This is a genomic window from Microbulbifer variabilis (assembly GCF_052468405.1).
Genome location: NZ_CP174343.1, coordinates 3333146 through 3353697 on the forward strand (window position 1 = coordinate 3333146; position 20552 = coordinate 3353697).

Here is a 20552-nt window from a genome sequence, read left to right on the forward strand (position 1 = left end):
GAAGGGAACTCTAGAATGGAACTAGAAATTAATATAGTCGACGCCTTCACCGAAACTCAATTTGGCGGCAATGCTGCAGCAGTCATAATTACAAAAAGCTGGCTTAGCGAAATGCAAATGCAAGCTATTGCGGCAGAAAATAACCTTTCTGAAACCGCATTCCTGCTCAAACAATCTGAAAGTGAATACCAGATTCGCTGGTTCTCCCCAATAACCGAAGTGGATTTCTGTGGTCATGCAACCCTGGCCTCCGCCTTTGTGGTCTTCTCAAAACACCCCCAACTGGATACCCTAAATTTTTCTGCGCAAGCAGTAGGGAAAATGCAAATTACCCAAAATAGGGAGGGCGAAATTTTTATGGACTTCCCCAACAGAAATCCGGAACGTGTAGAGCATACCCCCGAAGATTTGATCGATGGATTATCCAGCCCTCCCAAACAAGTTCTGCGCAACCAGCAAGCCTACTTTGCCATCTATGACAGCGAAGATACTATTTATCAACTGGAACAAGATGCAGAAAAATTAAAAAAGCTTGCACCTTATGATGTAGTAGTTACTGCTCGATCGAAGGAATTTGATTTTATTTCAAGATACTTCTGGCCATCCAATGGCGGGGCTGAAGATCCGGTAACTGGCTCTATTCACGCGGGGCTTGCTCCCTACTGGGCCGCTAAGCTGGATAAATCGCGACTCACAGCCTTCCAAGCCTCAAAAAGAGGGGGGGTGCTCAACTGCCAAATCAAGGGGGACAGGGTTATTGTCTCCGGCAAGGCGATTCAGTACCTAAAGGGAGTTATTCAAATTTAATATATTTATTTCACTTCTAAATATTTTGAAACTATAGGTATACCCTCAATAGGACTAAAAGATAATAAACCCAATCTATCTACTTATAGAAATAACGGTTCACAATCAACTGTTAAGGAGCAGCTATGAATAAATCAGGATCCTGCCTCTGCGGAGATATCCATTTCGAAGTCGACGGTGACTTTGAAAATTTTTTTCTTTGCCACTGCAACCACTGTCGTAAGGACACGGGCTCTGCCCACGCAGCCAGCCTGTTTTCAACATCGGCTAAATTAAACTGGATCTCTGGGAAACAACAGGTAAAAGTATTCAAGCTGCCAGCCACACGCCATGTAAAAAGTTTCTGTAATAATTGTGGCTCGGCACTACCCTTTGAAGATAAAGAAGGTGGTTACCTGGCAGTGCCTGCTGGCAGCCTGGACTGTGAGGTTTCCATGGAACCCACCGCACATATTTTTATGGCCAGTAAAGCGGACTGGGACCAGAATCTGGACAAGGCGCTCAAGTTCGACGCCTTCCCCCAAATGGATAATATTGAGAATAATTAGTGACAGCTGCCTGACAGGAGCGGCGCTCGCTAGTCGCTAGCCAGCGTCGCTATACTGAATATCCAGGTGCTTACCCCGGATGCCCATCTACACGAGGCTGAAAAAGAACCGGGGTGTAATACAGTAAGAAGAGAGAATAGCCTACAATCCAAGCAATAATCGCTGCAAGAAAACCGCTGGGAGCTGGGGCCCAGAAGATACGAGCCAACGCGGACAATGCCAGTGCAGCAAATGCCAAGGGCATCAAGCGCGGTGCTTTCAACATACGCCCTGTGTGACCAAGGCTGACTCGACTGGTCATAGCCAGAATCAAACCGCCAATACCACCTACCGCAAATGCATGTAATGCGGGACTCTGCCAACCGGGCGCTAAACCGCTCCAGGAGAGCGCTGCAAGAAAGCACCCCAATACCACCAACCAGTAACTCAAATGTAGTGACCAAACCATAGGCTCACTCCAAATCTTAGTCGGGTGCCAGCGCAGTACGCGCACCAGTTGTAACCCACCAAGCACCAGTGCTAACAAGGCCCAAACCATACGGGGTAGATCAATCACTACACTCAACAGAAGCAGCACAGCAGCTATGTGGGTACCCCACTCGATAACCGGTAGCTTATCGCGCTGACTTAGCTGAAAGCGCCTTGCAGTAAAGAAGGGAATCACCCTGCCACCAATCACCAGAATAATTGCTGTAACCAGCAACAGAGCCACGAGAGCTACCCTGCTCTGCGCGCTGGGCAGCAACCAATGACAGGCTGAAAGCCCGGCAAAAGCCAACATAGCAGGCAATACAAACAGATTGCGCCATTGCCGGGTGCGCAATACCCGTGCACCGAGTAAAAAGGCTGCTAATAGGAAAAATGTCACTTCAGCACAAACCGGCATCCACAGTGGTACTGCCGCTATGAGATAGCCCAAGCGAGCTAATAGCCACAGCCCCGCCAGGCCCATTAACTGTCCCCCTTTAGGTGAGGGAATTCCGGTCCATGTCTGCATGGCTGTGCCGAGGAAGCCAACTATCACCGCCGCAGCAAATCCAAATAACATCTCATGGGAATGCCAGGCTACGCCGACACGTAAAGCTGGAAGCTGCCAGCCAGAAAGCTGCATTTGCCAGATTAGCAGGGCAATCATGCTCCAGAGTGCCCCACCCCAGAAAAATGGGCGGAACGGCATCCGCCAGAAGGGCGCTATGGATTCCGCGCTAACACGGTCAACGATGGGTATCACAATCTGTTCTCCTTACCTAAAGGGAGGCTATTTCTCCCGAGACAATTAACCCAGCGATCGCAAGGGCTATCCAACCTAAAGGGCTCTCTCGGAGTGATTCACCTTGCTGTTGGCCAGGAACCAAAATCCTGACTTCGCTGTTTCCCATAAAAGCTATGGGGAATAAGCCACCGCAAGGCAAATTAACACCTGAGATTCCATTCCGAGGATTAAATGAGAGGATTATTTTTACCTAATTAACAGGATTAGTTAATAGGAAAATGCCGGGGATTTTCAGCCTATAACCACACAAAAAAATAGGTTTTTCATCAAACCGAATAGTCACAAAAAAAATGAAGTGAGTAAAACCACATAAAATACAGCATCAAATAAAACTTAGCGCCCCAAATAAGTTGAAGTTGCACTTTAACCTATTTGGGGTTCTCCCGAAGCTAAAAAAAAAGCAAGCCTCTTTCATTATTAGCGTTCAGCCAGAGAAAAACCTCAGTGAAGAAAGAGTCATCGAAGATATGCGAGACAAAGCCTGGTATCTGTCCAGCCTTGTGCCCACACAGACAGATCAGCCTGAGGCGACAGGCCCTCTTTTTGCAGGCTTGCCTTTTACGAACAAAATGCAGACAAGAAGTGCGGCCAAGGCAAGGTATGCATTGACACTGAAGGCCCGGTCAATACCTTCTGCAAGACTTGGAGCCAGGGCCACAATTGTTGTGTTCATCGCCAACCCGATAGCACCACCAATAATTTGGAACATAAATATGAGCGCTGCAGCAAGGCTGGAACGGCTAGACCCTACAGCGGTGACTGCCGCCGTGGTAATTGTGGGGAAAAATAAGCCTAACCCCATTCCGAGGAAAATCATACCGGGCACCAGATGCAAATATCGACTTTGCTCGAGTAAGCCGGACAATAGAAACATTCCCAAGCCCAGAAAAATAGCGGCTGCAGACAGAATTACTTTGGCTCCCATAATCTCAAATAATCTGCCAGCGATATAGGAAACGATTCCGTAAGTCACCATCACCGGTAACAGGCCAACCCCGGACCAGACTGCGGAGAAGCCAAGCTCTTTAATTAAAAACTGGGGAATATACAACAACATAGAAACAAAAATTACGGAAAGCAGTAGAGTAGTCACTCCCACTGTAAAAAATCGCCAGTTAGTCGCTACATCCGCTGGTATTAGCGGATCGCTCCTGGTGTTTGATTCAATCCAGGCAAAAATTATAAAGAACAAAACTGAGATCACAAATAGGCCAATTATCAACGGGTTTCTAATACCAGCATCAGTAACAAAATCTAGTGCCAATAACAAGGTCAATAAACATAGCGATAGGGAAACTATACCCCCATAATCCACCCTGCCTTCAATGCCCTCTGGCCGGTCATCTTCTATTACCCGCCAACTGACAAGCATTGCAATCAGTGCAATCGGGAAGTTGATAAAGAAGATCCAACGCCAACTGAGAAAGTCAGTAAAGAACCCGCCAAGTAGAGGCCCAACTGAATTAGCAAACCCACATACGGTCATAATCAGGCCACCTGCCTGCCCCGCCCGATCTTCCGACATCAATTGATAAGTCATACCCAGGATTGCCGGCCACATCAAAGCACCTCCCACCCCCATTAAGGCTCGACTTCCCAGCAACATCCAGTCATCGACTGCCAGCCCACCCAAAACAGAGAAAAATATAAAAATGCTGGTACCGATAAAGAAGAGCCTGCGACGGCCAAACATATCCGCTAGTCGTCCACCAGTGACAATTAGCACTCCAAAAACTAATGCATAGCCGTTTATCACCCACTGGACAGTAGAAATATCGGTATTGAAATGCTTCTCTATAGCGGGAATTGCCACAGAGAAGGCAGTAAAGTCATTGGCGATCAGGAAAATAGCAAAAGTTAGCGCCGTAAGGCCAATAATTTGTTGTCGGGATAACGGTGTTTTAGGGACAGACATCAGTTATTCATCTTACAGCGCACTTTTTGCATTGGATATTAACCCTTTTAGTCTGGACCAAAAAGAAAAGCACTGCTTAACATCACCTAAGCTTCTTCCCCCCTCTGTTTCAGCAAGCGTTTCTGTCATCTAATAGGTCAACTAAAATCCTACTATTAACAATGCACCCTAAAAATTAAACATATTAAAAACAATCGTTTTTCACCTACGATTATTGGAAGGGAACGCCAGTTCTTTTTAGTTAAGGAAGTAGTGGGCATGCTTAAACGTAAATTTGTATAAGAGGTATTTAATTCTTTACGTGCTGATCCAAAACCATTCCTGGAATACATTACCAATAATGTGCACTGGATTATTAGAGGCGCCCACGATATGGCCAGGAAGTACACATGCAAGAGACAGCAGAGCATTTAAAGAGATTGGCGAGGTACTTCAGGAGGAAAGGCGACGATGAAGGTAAAACGGACACTAATTGATGGACGTTACGCTGCAACTGAAATGAAGAACACCTGTACCACTTTAAATGGCAGGCGCTACAATAATACCTACTGCTGAATTGTAAAAGTTAAAAATAATCTTATTACCGAAGGTACTGTTTATGTTGACTCGGCACTATTATAGGAAATTTGAGTGAAAATTTATAACTGGCAGCATTTTTACTGCTGAACTTACTTCCCTGCGTATCCCAAATGAAGCCGATGACCCTTCCAAAAAGCCCGGCAATAAAACTATTGCCGGGCTCGCTGATTGAGTAAAGCCGCTATTTAAACTGCCTCTTATTGTTAGTTCTGGTAGTCAATCGTCATATCAAAGTTGCCTTTCACACACTTTGCATAGTCGCCTTCATTGAGCGCAGAATAGGCTGTTTGATAGTTCACTAATTGACAGGAGAAGCTCTCATTACTGGGGTTATCCGCTGACCATCCCCAATTTTTATCCCAGTAGATATTCAGGGATGCCGCACCACCAGACTGGAACTGGCCCATATTGGCACATCCTAGCTCTTCATCCGCCGGAATATCCACTCCCAAGTACTCGGTAAAGCTCCGGTAATAATCCATACGGTATTGCGAGCGGTAGTCTTCACTGCCTTTACTACATTCGATAGCGCCATTAACGATATTAGTCGTAACTCCAAAACCTGGAGTTAGATTATTGGCCAGATCAATACTGTTTGGCTCCCAGGTGCCATCAACAACATGCAACATGCTCGGTTTGGGTGGCTGCGGGTATACGAAGAAGAATATGGCACTCGCCAAGTTCAGCCAGGTATCTGCTACCAGCTCAGGGTTCTCCAGCAAAGTGTAAATGTCGCCATACATTGCCTGAGAGAACGGGCCATAATTATAATTCCAGCTCAGCTGTTTGGCGCCTCGGCCAAAGTAACTCTTGTACCCACCATCGGCATTGATTGCACAGGGCCATACCTCTGCAGCCCAGCTACTACCAGAATCACAGGCACCGTACCCTCCGGAAGTTTCCTCTGTCCAACCAATCTCTCGAATCCAGTACAAGCCCTGACGCCATTCCGGTTCATCCCAGGCAGCCGCATGCGCACCGGTTTCCTGGCCAAAATGAGCAAACATAACCGACAGTACCTTGCGGCAAATGGCATCTGAATCGCGGCCATCGGTATATTCCCCACAAAACGCTGGGAACTTAGCCACCGCTCGCAGAAAGTTGGTATACGTATACTCATCGGCCCGAACAGGGAATAGGTAATCCCAGGTATCCTCGGAAATAATACTCTCTACGCGCAGCACATTTTCCGGATTGGTATTACGACCTGGTTGAACCGCTTCTACAATCGCGTTATTACGGGTTTCAACTGTATCTTTCACTTCTTGCAGGAGTGAATTATTGGCAAGGGTATTTTCTGCCGCTTCCAATTCATTCTGGCCCATCACATGGCCCGCTGCAGGTGCACAACCCGCCTGGCTGATGGTAACCTCATCAACATCACTAGCAGCAGAGGTGTCGGTTGCGGTCAACTGGAAAGTATAGGTTGTATCACTGTAAACCTCAGATAGCACAGCCTGGGTAGAACTACCTACATAGCTGGACAGTTTTACAGAGGGGCCACTGGTCTGGCTCCAGATATAGCTCATACTGCCGCCGCCAGTGGATTGAGAACCATCCAGAGTGATGGTTCCGCTACAACCAATGCTATTTTCAGAAGTAGAGATAATTGCTGTTACTGAACCATCGGAACCGTCATTCTCTTCGGGCCCACCAGTGTCATCCCCAGCCGCTAAATTCTGTATCGTTAGCTGCGCTTCTTCAGTGCTTTCTCCATCGCTGACAATCAGGCTAAAGACATAACTGATATCATAAGCCGCGGCCGGTAAAGTCACTGAAGTTACAGCGCCGGTGGCGGTAGAAATACTTGCCTCTGGCGAACTGGGGGAAAGCTGGGCCCAGCTATAGCTCAGTGTGTCGTCTCCTCCAGAAGCAGTTGCACTAAGCTGGACTGTGCCACCACCAATGATCTGGGACTGGGAGGATGAAACACTCAGGGAAATAGGAGTGGAGTCAGTGCCCTCACTATTATCGCCACCGGTATCACCACCATTGTCTCCACCATTGCCGTTGCTGCCAGTACAGCCATCAGTTTCTTTTAAAATCCAAGGGGAGTCCCAGGTGTTTTGCGCGATCAGAGCATCAGAGGGAAGCTGATCTCCATTTGCCCACCATTGGGCAACAAAAATATCACCGGCATAGCAAACCTCACTTCCCTTTCGGTAATTCTGTCCGGGCTGATAAGTCGCTATTGAGCTGGAGCCATCGCCGGAATCCAGGTTGCCACCATCTGTACCATCGTTATCCGAGGCATCGTCACTATTGGAATCATCACTTTCACCACCGGTATCATTATCATCGCTGTTACTGCCCGAGCTATTACAGGCTCCCGCCCCCTCCAGAATCCAGGGAGAATCCCAGGTATTTTGCGCTGTCAGGGCATCGGAGGGTTTCTGATCAGGTGTAGCCCACCACTGCGCTTTAAACAGGTCTCCGGCATAACAAACCTGGCTACCACCGCGATAATGCTCACCGGCAACATAGTCATCGGCTGGCTGAGAGGCCGCCGCACCCTGAGCGCCAATCATCAGTGCCGAAGCTATAGCTGTGCGAATAAAAAGAGGGGTCATAGAGTCTCCGGTTATCTTTTTTAGGGCTTTATTACAAACACCGCAGTACTCGATAGGGACACCCAGCAGAGATCATATGTTATTGCAGTAAAAAATCTTATAAGAGTTTTCGTGAATAATGTGTAACGGCAAATGGATTTGGATAGCTAAAAGTGTGAAACCGCCTTGTTCTTTCCTAGAGAGGCTAAATACAGTGAAGCAACACCTAAATTACCAGTATTAGATTTTTATACATCACTGAGAGTGAGGACACCCTACCCCATTTTACTCTTACCCGTTCTACTCTTATTAGTTCAGAAAATTGAACTCTTAATATTTTCACAAAAACTTAAAATTTTTCTGCGCTCTGCCGATAACACCCCACACAAGCACAGCTGATTCGATAAGGAAGGCAAGAATTGGTTCCCGATTCGCAATACAGCTTTACCTGAAGCAACCACCAGCAAAAAACAATGTTCTACTATAAGCACTTTAAATAAAACATAAACCCAGAGAGGGCAGATTCAGCAGAGTCACATCAATCATCAAAAGACATTAAAATGAAATTACATTTTTTATTTATTTTTTCTTTTGAAAAAAGAGAACAGCAAAATCCAACCTGGAAAAGTCAAAAATAAAAACTTACACATTTCTTCCTTATTTATAAATCGTGATCAAAAAACCATAAGACATAACCCAAGCACGATATACTTTTTTCTATACAAAAAATGCACCACTTTACAGATGAAAACCCGCTCTTCATATCCAAACACTATCGGCCCACATTAACACCTGTCTAAGTCAAGCTTTCTATCTAATAAACCCATACTTACATAAGAGAAGGAGAGCCTAGCACGGCCCTCATCATGTGAGCTTGTCCAATAAATAACTGCCACCAACTATAATTCTGCAAATTGTTGTAGCCTGCCTTGCCGCTTTTCCTCAGAGAAATCACAACTGGTTAAACGAAACATCAGGGAATAATCAGATAAGCAACGAGTATCATGAATATCGCCTGGGAGGAATGCACTACAATCACCTGGATGCATAGTATAAGAACCCCGACTTACAAGCTGCTCTTCGCCTTTTACAGTTCTCACCAGTCCATAAGTGGACATTTCAACCTCTCCATGCTGAAGTGCATAAAAAACCCAGCCATTGCCATGATTATGTGGATTACGATATAAACCTTGAGTCTCCACATGTGCCAATAATATAAAGCCAAGTTCTGAGTCCCTATATAGCTCAGTCGTTGCCTCTCGATTTTGGTGTAACTTTGCAAGCCACCCCTCGGAATTTGAGGAGCTTGCCAACTTAGCCAGTACTGCTCGACAGTGAACCACGGTATCCGAGTTCAAACCCATCCAGTATTTACGTAATTCTGCAATATGGCGCTCCAAAGAATTACTTACCATAACTTATCTCCAGTCAAATTTAGGTTTAGCTGGTGAGATCTATCGGAAAATAGATTCCGGTAACGTAAATCTGCAATCGATATTTTGTATATTGCGTACTCTCACCAAACAGGGATAAGTTACAACTTCAAGCTCACTTTAGGTCAATAGGTAAATTACTCATAATTCTGCCAGAAGCCTTAACCCAAAAAACAACCCAACAGGTACCCTATTAGCTGTTGAGAGGGCAAATATAAAGTAATGACTAATCCACAGATTCATAATTTACGACTGACCAGGATAGATACCGTCTGAGCAATAAAGGCTATGACAAGAAACAGTAAAGCCAGCAGGTACACTTGATTAAGGCCGGAAACTACCAGCCCTGAATCAAAAGAACTCAAATATGACAAGTGTGAGGTTTTTGCAAAAACCACACTCATCAACGACGCCCCTGTAAGTAGCCCTAGATTTCTCGATAGATTTAGGAGGCCTGAAATACTGCCTTTTACTTTTCTACTAGCACCGTTCATTGTAAAAGTATTGTTAGAAGACAAGTAGATCCCGTACCCTATGGCCATTGCTATTGAGCAGACTAAATAGCCAGCTACACCATAGATCTGTTGCAAATTAGCCATCCCCAAAGAACCCAGTACCAGGAAGAACAAACCAATAATCACTATGCTTCGCGATCTGAATCGGTCAACCAAACGTCCAGCAATATTTGAACAAACGGCAACGACGAAAGACCCCGTAGACATCACCAGGCCTGTCTGAGAGAAACTCAATCCTAATGCCAAAGTCAGATAAAATGGCCCAACAACCAGAGAACTCATTACCGAAGCAGCTACCAAAAGATTAGTAGCTAGGTTCGTATACAAAACATAACCGCCCAGCGCGGGCCCAGGATCGATGCCTCTGCTCAGGTATAAACCCAGTACACCGATGGCAGACAATAAAAAAGTCAATATATTGATAATTCCATAATTATCATTCAGGGGCTTTATCGACAGGGTATAAAAAAGAATTGCTGAAAAGATACAGAATGCGGCAAGAATATTACGTGGATGACGAGCTTGTTCGAGAGCTATGTACCTGGCATCCTCGGGAAGATATTTCTGAGCCAGCCAGTATACGATTACACCCAGGGGCACTTTGACCAGAAAGATTGCTTGCCAGCTGGAAACTTCCAGTAGTAGTCCACCCAATACGGGCCCCGAGCCAGTGCCCACCGCCGAGATACTTCCCAGGAGACCCACTACCGTGCCCACCCGAGCTCTGGAATAGACGTCACTGGCAATTGCCATAGAAACAGCGGTAAACATTGCCGCTCCGATACCTTGCAATGCTCGGAAGAGAACCAATACCCAGATATTTGGCGATAGAGCACAGAGTAAAGTCGATACACTAAAAAGCAGCATGCCGTGAACAAAAATTTTCTTGCGCCCCACTTTGTCGCTGGCGCGTCCGGCAATTGCCAGAGCCGCAGTTAGAAAAATCATAAAAGCGACAATGATCCACTGCGTCCGCGCGTAGGTGGTTCCAAGGTCTGTAACTAACTCCGGAAGCGCAATATTAACACTGCTAACCGCCAATGCATTGAGCAGGGTTGCCAGGCATAAAGCGGTCAGGATTCCCCGACTGGAGAGGTTGCTGGTGGCACCTTTGCTGAATGGTTTCAGAAGTCTTTTAACTGCAAGCATAAAATCCCAAGTGTGGTTAGCCAGACACCGATAAAAAATTAGTGTGCTCAGAAAATACGGAGAATCATGAAAAAAAATACTATTTGCTCACCTCGTTAACGGATATACCACTTTTTGCTCCGATATAACTGTGGATAAGCTAAGTGTATATAGCGAGTAACTGGTATACATTCCATCCTTCCCTGCACACTCCTTAGCCCCTGACTCCCTGAGTTATTTGTCTTTCTTTTTGATTTAAGACTTGCCAGGGACCACAGTGAAAACTAGGATACAACCTCAAGTCAGCTTGAGGTCAATAGAGATGGATGATCATCGGGAAATAGATATTCGGGAAGTCTCCAAACGTACGGGACTACCCTCCTCAACACTGCGATATTATGAGGAGAAAGGCCTAATTAAGTCTATCAGCAGGCGTGGTATCACCAGGGTGTTTCCCGGCAGCGTAGTGGAACAACTGTCATTGATATCCTTAGCGCGCTATGCCGGGTTTTCTCTCAATGAAATCGCCTCTTTGTTCACCTATGGCAGCAAACCCAATATCGACCGTGAACAATTACTTGATAAAGCTGATGAATTGGACAAAAACATTCGCCGGCTCAAGGCTATGCGCGATGGTTTGCGACATGTGGCTAATTGTCCAGAGGAGAACCAGCTGGAATGCCCCAATTTCCAGGGGCTGATCAAGAAGGCGATGAAACTGCAGCACAAGGAAGACCGTAAAGTAAAATCCACCAAACCTAGTAGACGAAATTAGCTACAGAGAATATCTAAAGGTATAGTGCTTGTACTCAAGAAACACTGAATTCCGTCATCATGCCTGAATCTTCATGTTCCAATACATGGCAGTGGACCATAAAAGGCATATCTGGCATCGCTTCCCGTGGAAAACGTACATATATCTCTGCACTGCCGCCACCTGAGATAGGTACCGTATCCTTCCATCCACACATATATGCTGGCGGTAACGCCCCATTAAATTTAACGACTCGGAACTGACAGCCGTGAATATGTACTGGGTGCAGCATCAAATCACTGCCTTCTGAAATACGCCAGTGAAGATCTCTATTGATTGGCACCTTGAATCCTGGCTCGGTAAATGCAAAGGAGACCCCATTGACTGCATTGGCGGTGAGCTGTGCCTTTAACGGCATTGCCGGAGCCTGGGTAACTAATTGCAATACCTTGTCTACTACTGCTGGATCTGTCCGCCCTGTGGCGATCATCTGTGGCAAACCTGTAGCGTTAATCAGTTTATTGGCCTGAGCCTGCCGGTTCATTTGCATCACCAGACGCTGAGAGATAGGCGGCAATGTTTTAGGTATTTGAGGCAGCGGTACCAACTGTTCTGGCAAGGTGCCCCTTCCCTCTGCTGCTGTAGGTATCACTCGCAGAAATGCCACAGGGCCATCAAACGGGGGTAAACGCATTACCGGCTGCGGCACAGGCAGGGTGATCAAATCAAAAGGCTTACCATCGCGCGCATCGATCATCAGCTCATAACGTTCGCCCGCCGCAATAGGCAGAATATCCACCTGTACCGGTTCGTGTAGGAAGCCTCCATCACTGGCAATCACATACATTGGGCGTTTATCACTAGTACTCAAGCGATAATTGCGCCCATTTGATCCATCCAGAATACGAAAGCGCAGCCAACCCCGGGGAGTTTTCACCTCTGGATTAACGGCCCCGTTAGTCAATAGACAATCACCACAATAACCTGCAGCTACGGTTATCTCATTGAAGCGATGAAAGAAACTACCATCTTTGTTAAAGCGGCGATCCTGAATAATCACTGGAATATCATCAACGCCCCATTCTTTTGGCAGAGGCAAAGTATCACTATTTTCATCATCAATAATAATCAGGCCAGCCAATCCCTTAAGCACCAGCTCGGCTGTAGTAGGGTAGAGGTGAGGATGAAACCAGAGCGTAGCTGCCGGCTGGATTATCGGCAGCCTTGCATGCCAGGTCTGCCCAGGCACGATCGGCATATAGGGGCCGCCATCCTCATGGCCTGGGACAATCAGGCCATGCCAGTGGGCTGTCACATTCTGCGTCAACTGATTATTGACACTCACTGTAACTGTCTGCCCTTTGCGTAAGCGTATGGCTGGGCCGAGGAAAGGCCCGTTAAATCCATAGGTAGGTGTGGTTAAACCCTGAATAAAACTCTGTTGATCCGGTTTTACCACTAGATGTATATTCCCCGCTGAATCAGCTCTCAACTCCTTTGGGATAGGCAGTGCCAAACGTTTGCCCCCATTAGGAAGAGAAGACTCCTGAGCCCTTACTTCTGTACCAGTGAATAGCGATGCCGCCATAGCACCAGTACCAAGACAAAACTCCCGACGCGTTAGACGAGACATCCTCCCTCCTTTGGAACCAAGCACATAGATAGCTCTATCCACAAATAGTAGAAAAGCAGGTGCTGTTGGGTATTGAATTGCAGGATAAACTGCCAAGCGTCATTTCAGATTAGAACAAGTAAAAGTATGCCAATTTAAGCGCCCCAGTAAGAACGCATACAAATACAGACAAGAGCAAATCAGTCTTAGAACTCCCATGATTCTGATTGTGGAACAATGGTACCTGTCAGACAGCCGGCATACTTAGTCTTGGCTTAGCGAAGCCGCTCGTTTACCCTACCCCCCTTTTGTGCAGTTCCTGGCAAAAGCAGTAGCTGTGTAGTCCTCTAAGCCGGATAAATGTCTTCCCAATATGCCGTTTTTAGTTCTCTCCATCCTGATACAAGTCGCTTTTGTTATTCACGTACTGAAGACCGGGCGCAATACCACCTGGATATGGATCCTGGTCATGCTGCCTTTGGCGGGACTTATTGCCTATCTGATTTTAGAAATATTGCCAGAAATGAATAATTCCCGAAACGGACAAAAGGCTCGTAGAAAAGTCCAGAAACTGATGAATCCAAATCAAGATATCAATCAGGCAGCACAAAATCTGGCCAAATCCAGTAGCATAAAAAACTATATAAAAATGGCGGAGGAGTGCCTTGAGAAGGGGCTGAACCAGGAAGCCAAGGACTTATATCAAAAGAGCTTGCAAGGCCCCTTTAAGGATGACCCTCAGATTTTGTTCGGATTAGCTCGATGTCTATTTTTGCTCAAAGAATTTAACAACTGTAAGGAAACCCTGGATTTTTTGATAGACAAGAGTCCAGAGTTTAAAGATCAGGATGCCCATCTACTCTATGCTCGCACCCTGGATGCCTTACAGATGATTGCCGAGGCTGAACATGAATACGAGACACTGTACAGCTATTATAGTGGGCCCGCCGCAGGTCTTTACTATGCAATCTTTTTAAAAAGGCTTCAACAAGGAGATAAAGCTATGAATATACTGCAAAGAATCCTAAAAAATGCAGATGAAACAAACAGTTTTTACCGCAGCATCCATAAGGATATTCTTAAGCAGGCTAAAGCAGAACTGTCAGGATAAGGCATAAAGCAGGAAATATTCTTACTCCTAAATACTTTGCTCTAAAGAAAGTAACTCTTTTCTAATACTGGAGCTTGGTAAGTGATCCCGGCTGTTGATGTAAACTATCTGGAGCAGCTACCCCGTAAAGAACAGACACGGAAATAAAAAAACAACCAAGCACAAACGAGGACTACTTTGCATTTTAGCTCTAATCAAGGAAAACCAACTACAATCGCAATTTATTGTGATTGATAACTATGTCACACTGGGTTCAGAGCTGCAGCCCGACCTAAGGACCTATCTATACCAAGTGCTAACATATAAAGTCCCAATTATCGGATCCGCCAAAAAACGATATAAAGGGACTCCAGGCAAAGCTGACACTCTACAAGGTAATAGCATCAAGCCATTATATATAAATAGTTTTGGTGTTGGCCTTACAACCTAAAAACCTCATATCCTACAAGGTATGGCCAATACAGAATACCCTCACTTTTGAAACTGGTAGATAGAGAATGCAAGCACTATCCGGTTAGCTGGTCCAAGGAAAGGATGCCCTAAAAAGTAGTGGCCTGCAGCCGAACATCGACTGCTGGCCATTGCACTCGTACAGCACAAACCCCATCCCCGGCAAACACTCTAGCAGATAACATCATTCCCCAGAGTTTGTTCAACCCTGCACAGGCAGGGAAACATCCACACTCCGACTAACGATTTCTCCATCGTCGGTTCATCCCCGTGGGCACAGGGAAAGTTCAAACTTTGAAGATTTAGTAATCAGCTAATTATTTACGTCGCCAGAAATAGGCGCGATAACTTACCACTAGAATTATGAAAGTGCATTACCCCTAAATAGGTAATTCAACACAAGGAGGGAAATTATTAAAGCCTTAGTCGAGTTTTATCAACTGCCTCCAGACCATTGAGAAGCTCACGCCTTAGGCTAAGCTATTGCTCCCACAGTAAACTGACCCCGCATAGCGGGGAACATATTGGCCTTCATCTGTATTTTAAAAATACTACCGGCTAAACCCCACCCATGTGGGGAACACACCTGGAGAAAATCAATCGGGATTGATTTTATCGGTAAAGCCCTGCCTGAGCTGGGAAATTGACAATACTTGTTTCATACTCGAGAAAGTGTCTAATATATACGCCCTCATCAAAAAAACTCAGCCTGCAAATACTCTACTCTTCTAAAAGTCAAATGCGGCGTATCAGCATCAAACCACAACCAAATGCCTTGGCCGGACCAATACCCGTACAAATCTTCTGTAAGAATAACTCTGGATCAGTCACCAGCAGTTCTCCACGATAATCTACTGAGCAGAAACCAGCACCGCGTCCTTTTTTCGGCAGAAGGTTCCAGCGATAGCCATTACTGTGAAGTTTTGGAGGGTAAATATCAAAACCCATGCGCGAGCCCCTATCAATCAGCCAGTGACGAGAAGCTACCACGGATACCTCCTGGAGCCGGGATTCTATTTGCCCACCTGCATAGAAACCTGGTTTTGCATCCAGTAGGCGCTGTTTCAACTCTCCCTTTCTTCCGCTTTGCAAAAGTGAATGAGTTTTACATTGATCACGTAACCAATGATATTGAGCATCCATCAAAATATCATGACGCTTACCTCGGCCAGCCACAGCCGACTTTCGTGAAATAGTAGGGTTGGCTCGCAGGCGAAACGCCAGCCGATCCCCGGCCTGTAACCGAGGTATAAAAGCTTTACTCTCTACACTAAACAGCGACCCATCTCTAATCGGCTTCTTCCGAGAAAGCAGGTAAAATACTGGCAGACTTCGCTCACTCAGGAGCTGCTCACAGGCTGATTCCTCACGAAACAGAAAACGCTCGCTACCATTGAATAACTCCCATAACATCTGATGGATACCGTAGCTGTTATTTTTCAACAGGGTCGCCAATTGCGCTTGTATGGCTAAACTGGAGGACACTTGAATTCTGGATAAGTACATAGCCACTTCCTTATGAACGCCAGTGATATTCCATACGCGGCTGGAACTGCCAGCGCTTGCGAGATAGAGGTTCGTCCAGACGACTCAATTGCTGCACAGCTCCCAAGGAAAACTGTTCATCTTCCTGTGAAAAATCCTCTATATCACCCTCCCAGTAGTATTGGCTATGCAAATCATCAGGTCGCCAGCGCTCCTGCCTTGCCCATGTAAGTTGATACTGCAAGACGTCAGTCAATGGGTACAGATCAAGTGCATGCCGAAAATTCTCAGCCTCTATTAAATGAGCAGCAGTGGGTACCGACAAAGGAAAAGCCTTACGCCCCAGATACAGATGAAACTTGGGGCGAGCCAGTGCCCCAGCCAGATCTTTCAGCGACCAATGCGCGCTCTCTGTTGCTTTAAGAGCGACCAATACTTGAGCATCGGCTAAGTATTCGCGCTGAGACAAGATAGTGCCCAGCCGACTGCAGCCCACTACCAATTCGTCCCTACGTGTGCGATAACGGAATTTACCGGCACTGTCTGGAGCTTGTATTGTATGAAAGTCTCTTTGCAGAATTCCCGAGTTAACTATTTTTATTGCCTGACAATACCCTCTCGCCAACTCCAACTGCTGTGTTTCCTCTGATCTTTTAATACCCAATGCTGCACCAAGCAAACCTGCAATAGCTGACTTGCTGGGATAACACGCACTTTGCCTGATTCCACCAACTGCAACCTCTCCCCAGGATGCCATGGCGCCATAAAGGCGAAATACCAAGTGTTCCATAAAGCCACCTATTCGCTAACGAATGCCAGCAACTCTCGCAGGCTACCCTGCCCATTTACGGCATTGAGAATATAGCGGCTGTCAGCACATTGGCCATATACCTTGTCGAAATTATGCAGTTGTCCTTGCAGCGCATCAATCGCCTCCTGAGCGTAATCCTCGCTATAGCGATCCACGGGTTTTAAATAGGCTACGGAAAGTGATCGCGGCTGCTGATCGCCGACTTCAGCGAGCACATAAGAGGCATATGCACGGCTGGCATAACTGTTTTGTTTTCCGGCAGGAGCAATTTTGAGAATTGTTTCAGTCAAGGCTGCAAGTGTACGATCGGCAAGTGATTTATCTTCACCAAGGTTATCAATCAGCTGCTCTTTGTTGATACAAATATAAGAGTAGAAAAGTCCTGCGGCAAAACCGGCTTCTCCGAGGTGAGCTGCACCATTATTCTTACCATGATTATTGAGGTCGTCCACTGCGGTAAAATAATCATCCTCAATGACTACAGAATGTACTGATAGTGCATGAGCCACTTGACAAGCGGCTTCGATATTATAAGCAGGCTTGGAGGCGAGCATTCTACCAAACAGGGCGATATCTACCGCCATATTTTCTATACGCAGTAAGTCCAGCTCAGATTTTTCCGGCTCACGACCTTCTGCTGCAAGTTTGTATAACAGATCCTCAATACCCTTTTGCTCAGCCAAACTCAGGTGCACCAGCTGCTCAATTTCGAGATCCGCACTTGGATTATCTTTTTCCGACTTTTTTAGTTTGCCAAATTGTTCAGCTATCCTCTGAGCCCATAGTTTTGCTTTCTTCTCTGCTACTCCCAGCCTAAGTAACTTTTCAAAAACCAAAACACCTTGTCGCTTACTACGCGTTCCAACTAAGCCATTTTCTGCCTCTCTCCCTAAGGCACGCTGGAATAAATCTGAAGTGCGCCAGTGACGTTTTAGACTCTGTGAGGATATGCGAAGTCGATCATACCCCCCCATTTTGGCAGTTTTTGGTCTCCCTAAATCATCCCGGTTCAGATTAGCTGGTGGATAGGCAGTCAAAACATGTAATTGGATAAACCGACTCACTACTCTCTCCTTGTTTTGAGACGATTGTTCGCTCAAAAGCACTCACGCCAGCTTTGATACCGATAAGAACTCTAAAGGAAGTTCATAATTTGAAAATCAACTTGCTGACTAAAAAATATTAAACTTGAGACTAACTAATAATCTAACAGCCTTGCGTAATAGTCCGTTGCCCAACGAACAGCCAATCGCTCCCTTACATTTCGCACCGGTGCCACTCGCCTTTCATGCTGCCAATGCAACAAATCATTAGCTAGACTGGCGATATCTGCTTTTCCACTAAGTAATCTTAGAGCCCTGACCAGACGTCGATAAAATTCAGGAGTGTCTCTACTCCGTTGCAGTTGGGAAAAGCGCATCTCACTCATCACCGGCCGTCCATTTCCTTCATCAACAGTAGCTAGAGAATGAGCAATTGTTTTCGCCACATCTCTAGGAGTATCACTGCTAACGTGAGCAGCCAAAGTCGCTACAAGTGCAGCATCCTCCAGACGAATATCTTCGTTGTTTTGCCAACGGTCGGGCATTGCCTTCAAAAAACGAATGAATGCTGAAGTAACCAAAGCGTCCATTGGTTCTACAGCACGCCGTAGCCGCGCACGGTCTGCGCGTCCCTCTAACGTATTGAGCCAGGTATGCCATGCACGCAGTTTCGAAACATCTTCACTTTTGAGAAATTGATAACTCGCCATCACGCTCTCTCCTTGCTCAAATTCAGCGTCACTATCCAGTAAATTCACTCTGGCCATACGACTTAACTTGGCTTGTAGACCCTCCCTAGCTCCAAAAACTCTTTTCTGATTTAAATCTTCTACAAAATTGTCAAGTATCCACCGATCAAAATTTTCTTCTGCAACAGTTTTAAGAGTTCTGTACCAGCTTGCTATCATATTTTGTGACACAGATTTTAGTTCTTGAGAGTGTGTGGAGAGGATGTTCAGCATTTTGTAAAATTCCGGCTCAGTAATTCTCCAGAAATTTCGATCAATAAATGAAAGATTGCCTTTAGCTTCTTTATATTGAGGAAACCACACAGATTTGATATAAAAGCGCAGTGCCTTTAACACATCTCTTGCCATCTTTATTAGCAAACTTACTTGCTCAACAAAATGCACTTGTTCGTGCTGCTTTACTAAAATTACAGGCATTTGATATTCGGACCAATAGCGGGCCTTCATGTTGTCCATGTCATATCCAAAGCACCACAAACTCAGATGATTACCACCAGTCTGTTCATTAATTAATTCACCATACTCCTTATTAAAATAATGCACAGTTGCACTGGCACGATCACCTAGAGTATCGTCATGCCATAACAGGCCAAGCCAGCGTTGATAACCGATTGCATCCCGCTGCCCCTTTAAACTGATTGGTGGGCTCTTTTTCTTTGGATCAAATCGATAGGGTGTTAACGGATGAAGCCAAGCACCATCGTAATTGACACCATAGTTCTTGGATATAAAATGACTAAGTAAAGAAGAAGAGTGCTCGCCGCATAAGTCGCATGAGCCAATATGTAATGTCGCTAGATCCAGGCGAATCCTTCGAGGCATGGACCAGTACATTTGCAAAGGGTGTGTATCTTCGGGGTAAGTAGGCATCCCGTTGGTGTTGGAAAGTCGTGTAGGAGCCAGCCAAGGAAAAACACTGGTATCCTTATTACTCGGCCTAGTGGGTATTTCCTCCATTGGTAATACATTCAGCCAGAGCTTTTGCCAGAGACTACTTTCATCTGAAGACGACATTAGCAGCGTGGTTAAAGGGCCCCCGCCACGCAGGCTGGTTCTATGCCCCAGCCCACCTGAAGGGGCATTGATCTGCAAGGTTAAAAGAGCAGTGGCAACACAGCTAGGACAGATACCTTGAACCTGGTTACACTTAATAAAGTGATCCAAATTTGCCTTACAGGTTTTATTACCGGGCGCTTCAATCAATAAGGAGACAACCGGCTTGGACTCACCAGTAACCAAACCCAGATCCTGCATAAAAGCTGGCTCGGTCCAAGCCATTAACTCAAACACATTTTCATAGTATGAAAAAACAGCTTTGAGTGACTCTGGTGAAGGGGATTCCTGATATAGCCTCCCCCAAGAATTCACATTTCTCGGTGCAAAAGTAGTCTGTAGCAGGCCAATCAGAAACTGATACAAAGCCCCGCGAAAATCTGCACGTACTGTCACAATATCAAGGATCGAATTATCCCGATCCGTAATCTGCCAAGGGGTGACTTTAACTCTTGCTCCATCCTGACGAATTACCGGTATCCATGAGTCACTAATAAGATTCACTTTGATCCTCCCTGATCAAATCCTATCCAGTTTTATTGCAGCAATATTACCAATCCTTTTCATAAGGACCAGAAATTACATTCACCTTGATACTTGGAGGTCTCGCTATAAATATTTGATGGCCTATCGGCTCTCACTAATAGACATTCTAAATTTAATTGATTCTTCTCCCAATAAAATGATCTATCTCAATTAATAGGTATTTTTTTCGTTTATTGACCAGGGCTCTTCAT

The 20552-nt window shown here is 45.7% G+C and carries 14 protein-coding genes; 4 read left to right on the plus strand and 10 right to left on the minus strand.

The features are described 5' to 3' along the window. The first annotated feature begins 15 nt into the window (after nucleotides 1-15). Nucleotides 16-807: a PhzF family protein gene (locus tag ACJJJB_RS15210; RefSeq protein WP_444901014.1), complete on the plus strand. Its 792-nt coding sequence runs from the start codon at nucleotides 16-18 to the stop codon at nucleotides 805-807. A 125-nt stretch (nucleotides 808-932) separates the two neighbouring features. Continuing rightward, nucleotides 933-1355, plus strand: coding sequence for a GFA family protein (locus tag ACJJJB_RS15215; protein WP_020412395.1), 423 nt, complete (start codon nucleotides 933-935; stop codon nucleotides 1353-1355). A gap of 70 nt (nucleotides 1356-1425) precedes the next feature. Here the strand turns inward: ACJJJB_RS15215 and ACJJJB_RS15220 are convergent, their stop codons facing one another. The 5 genes from ACJJJB_RS15220 to ACJJJB_RS15240 form a co-directional block, all read right to left on the minus strand. Next, nucleotides 1426-2586, minus strand: a complete 1161-nt coding sequence (locus ACJJJB_RS15220) for an NnrS family protein (protein WP_020412394.1) — start codon at nucleotides 2584-2586, stop codon at nucleotides 1426-1428. 559 nt (nucleotides 2587-3145) lie between these two features. Further along, entirely contained in the window at nucleotides 3146-4543 is a 1398-nt protein-coding gene (locus tag ACJJJB_RS15225; protein ID WP_445365110.1) for an MFS transporter, read from the minus strand. A 782-nt stretch (nucleotides 4544-5325) separates the two neighbouring features. Continuing rightward, nucleotides 5326-7692: a chitinase gene (locus tag ACJJJB_RS15230; protein WP_445365111.1), complete on the minus strand. Its 2367-nt coding sequence runs from the start codon at nucleotides 7690-7692 to the stop codon at nucleotides 5326-5328. An 878-nt stretch (nucleotides 7693-8570) separates the two neighbouring features. Beyond that, a complete protein-coding gene (locus ACJJJB_RS15235; protein ID WP_020412391.1) occupies nucleotides 8571-9086 on the minus strand; it encodes a cupin domain-containing protein in 516 nt (171 codons plus the stop codon). Nucleotides 9087-9343: 257 nt separating this feature from the next. Continuing rightward, the gene (locus tag ACJJJB_RS15240; protein ID WP_445365112.1) at nucleotides 9344-10768 is read right to left on the minus strand and encodes an MFS transporter; all 1425 of its coding nucleotides are present in this window, start codon (nucleotides 10766-10768) and stop codon (nucleotides 9344-9346) included. A 256-nt stretch (nucleotides 10769-11024) separates the two neighbouring features. On the opposite strand from ACJJJB_RS15240, the gene ACJJJB_RS15245 reads away from it, so the two are divergent. Then, complete coding sequence (locus ACJJJB_RS15245) at nucleotides 11025-11522, plus strand: helix-turn-helix domain-containing protein (protein ID WP_445365113.1); 498 nt, start codon at nucleotides 11025-11027, stop codon at nucleotides 11520-11522. 34 nt (nucleotides 11523-11556) lie between these two features. Here the strand turns inward: ACJJJB_RS15245 and cueO are convergent, their stop codons facing one another. Next, nucleotides 11557-13134: a multicopper oxidase CueO gene (gene cueO / locus ACJJJB_RS15250; protein ID WP_445365114.1), complete on the minus strand. Its 1578-nt coding sequence runs from the start codon at nucleotides 13132-13134 to the stop codon at nucleotides 11557-11559. Nucleotides 13135-13486: 352 nt separating this feature from the next. On the opposite strand from cueO, the gene ACJJJB_RS15255 reads away from it, so the two are divergent. Next, nucleotides 13487-14224 carry a PLDc N-terminal domain-containing protein gene (locus ACJJJB_RS15255; RefSeq protein ID WP_020412387.1) on the plus strand — a complete coding sequence of 246 codons (738 nt, stop codon included), beginning with the start codon at nucleotides 13487-13489 and terminating at the stop codon, nucleotides 14222-14224. 1185 nt (nucleotides 14225-15409) lie between these two features. Here ACJJJB_RS15255 and cas6e read toward each other — a convergent pair. The 4 genes from cas6e to casA form a co-directional block, all read right to left on the minus strand. Then, nucleotides 15410-16180, minus strand: a complete 771-nt coding sequence (gene cas6e / locus ACJJJB_RS15260) for a type I-E CRISPR-associated protein Cas6/Cse3/CasE (RefSeq protein WP_282952511.1) — start codon at nucleotides 16178-16180, stop codon at nucleotides 15410-15412. Between the two features lie 10 nt (nucleotides 16181-16190). After that, nucleotides 16191-16949 carry a type I-E CRISPR-associated protein Cas5/CasD gene (gene cas5e, locus ACJJJB_RS15265; RefSeq protein WP_445365115.1) on the minus strand — a complete coding sequence of 253 codons (759 nt, stop codon included), beginning with the start codon at nucleotides 16947-16949 and terminating at the stop codon, nucleotides 16191-16193. Nucleotides 16950-16957: 8 nt separating this feature from the next. Next, nucleotides 16958-18034: a type I-E CRISPR-associated protein Cas7/Cse4/CasC gene (gene cas7e, locus ACJJJB_RS15270; RefSeq protein ID WP_445365116.1), complete on the minus strand. Its 1077-nt coding sequence runs from the start codon at nucleotides 18032-18034 to the stop codon at nucleotides 16958-16960. 134 nt (nucleotides 18035-18168) lie between these two features. Then, complete coding sequence (gene casA / locus ACJJJB_RS15275) at nucleotides 18169-20319, minus strand: type I-E CRISPR-associated protein Cse1/CasA (RefSeq protein WP_445365117.1); 2151 nt, start codon at nucleotides 20317-20319, stop codon at nucleotides 18169-18171. Between the last annotated feature and the right edge of the window lie 233 nt (nucleotides 20320-20552).

What these genes read in the sequence shown, in the direction of transcription:
- ACJJJB_RS15210 (WP_444901014.1), top strand. Translation starts at nt 16, where the DNA reads ATGGAACTAGAAATTAATATAGTCGACGCCTTCACCGAAACTCAATTT.
- ACJJJB_RS15215 (WP_020412395.1), top strand. Translation starts at nt 933, where the DNA reads ATGAATAAATCAGGATCCTGCCTCTGCGGAGATATCCATTTCGAAGTC.
- ACJJJB_RS15225 (WP_445365110.1), bottom strand. Translation starts at nt 4,543, where the DNA reads ATGTCTGTCCCTAAAACACCGTTATCCCGACAACAAATTATTGGCCTT.
- ACJJJB_RS15230 (WP_445365111.1), bottom strand. Translation starts at nt 7,692, where the DNA reads ATGACCCCTCTTTTTATTCGCACAGCTATAGCTTCGGCACTGATGATT.
- ACJJJB_RS15235 (WP_020412391.1), bottom strand. Translation starts at nt 9,086, where the DNA reads ATGGTAAGTAATTCTTTGGAGCGCCATATTGCAGAATTACGTAAATAC.
- ACJJJB_RS15240 (WP_445365112.1), bottom strand. Translation starts at nt 10,768, where the DNA reads ATGCTTGCAGTTAAAAGACTTCTGAAACCATTCAGCAAAGGTGCCACC.
- cueO (WP_445365114.1), bottom strand. Translation starts at nt 13,134, where the DNA reads ATGTCTCGTCTAACGCGTCGGGAGTTTTGTCTTGGTACTGGTGCTATG.
- ACJJJB_RS15255 (WP_020412387.1), top strand. Translation starts at nt 13,487, where the DNA reads ATGCCGTTTTTAGTTCTCTCCATCCTGATACAAGTCGCTTTTGTTATT.
- cas6e (WP_282952511.1), bottom strand. Translation starts at nt 16,180, where the DNA reads ATGTACTTATCCAGAATTCAAGTGTCCTCCAGTTTAGCCATACAAGCG.
- cas5e (WP_445365115.1), bottom strand. Translation starts at nt 16,949, where the DNA reads ATGGAACACTTGGTATTTCGCCTTTATGGCGCCATGGCATCCTGGGGA.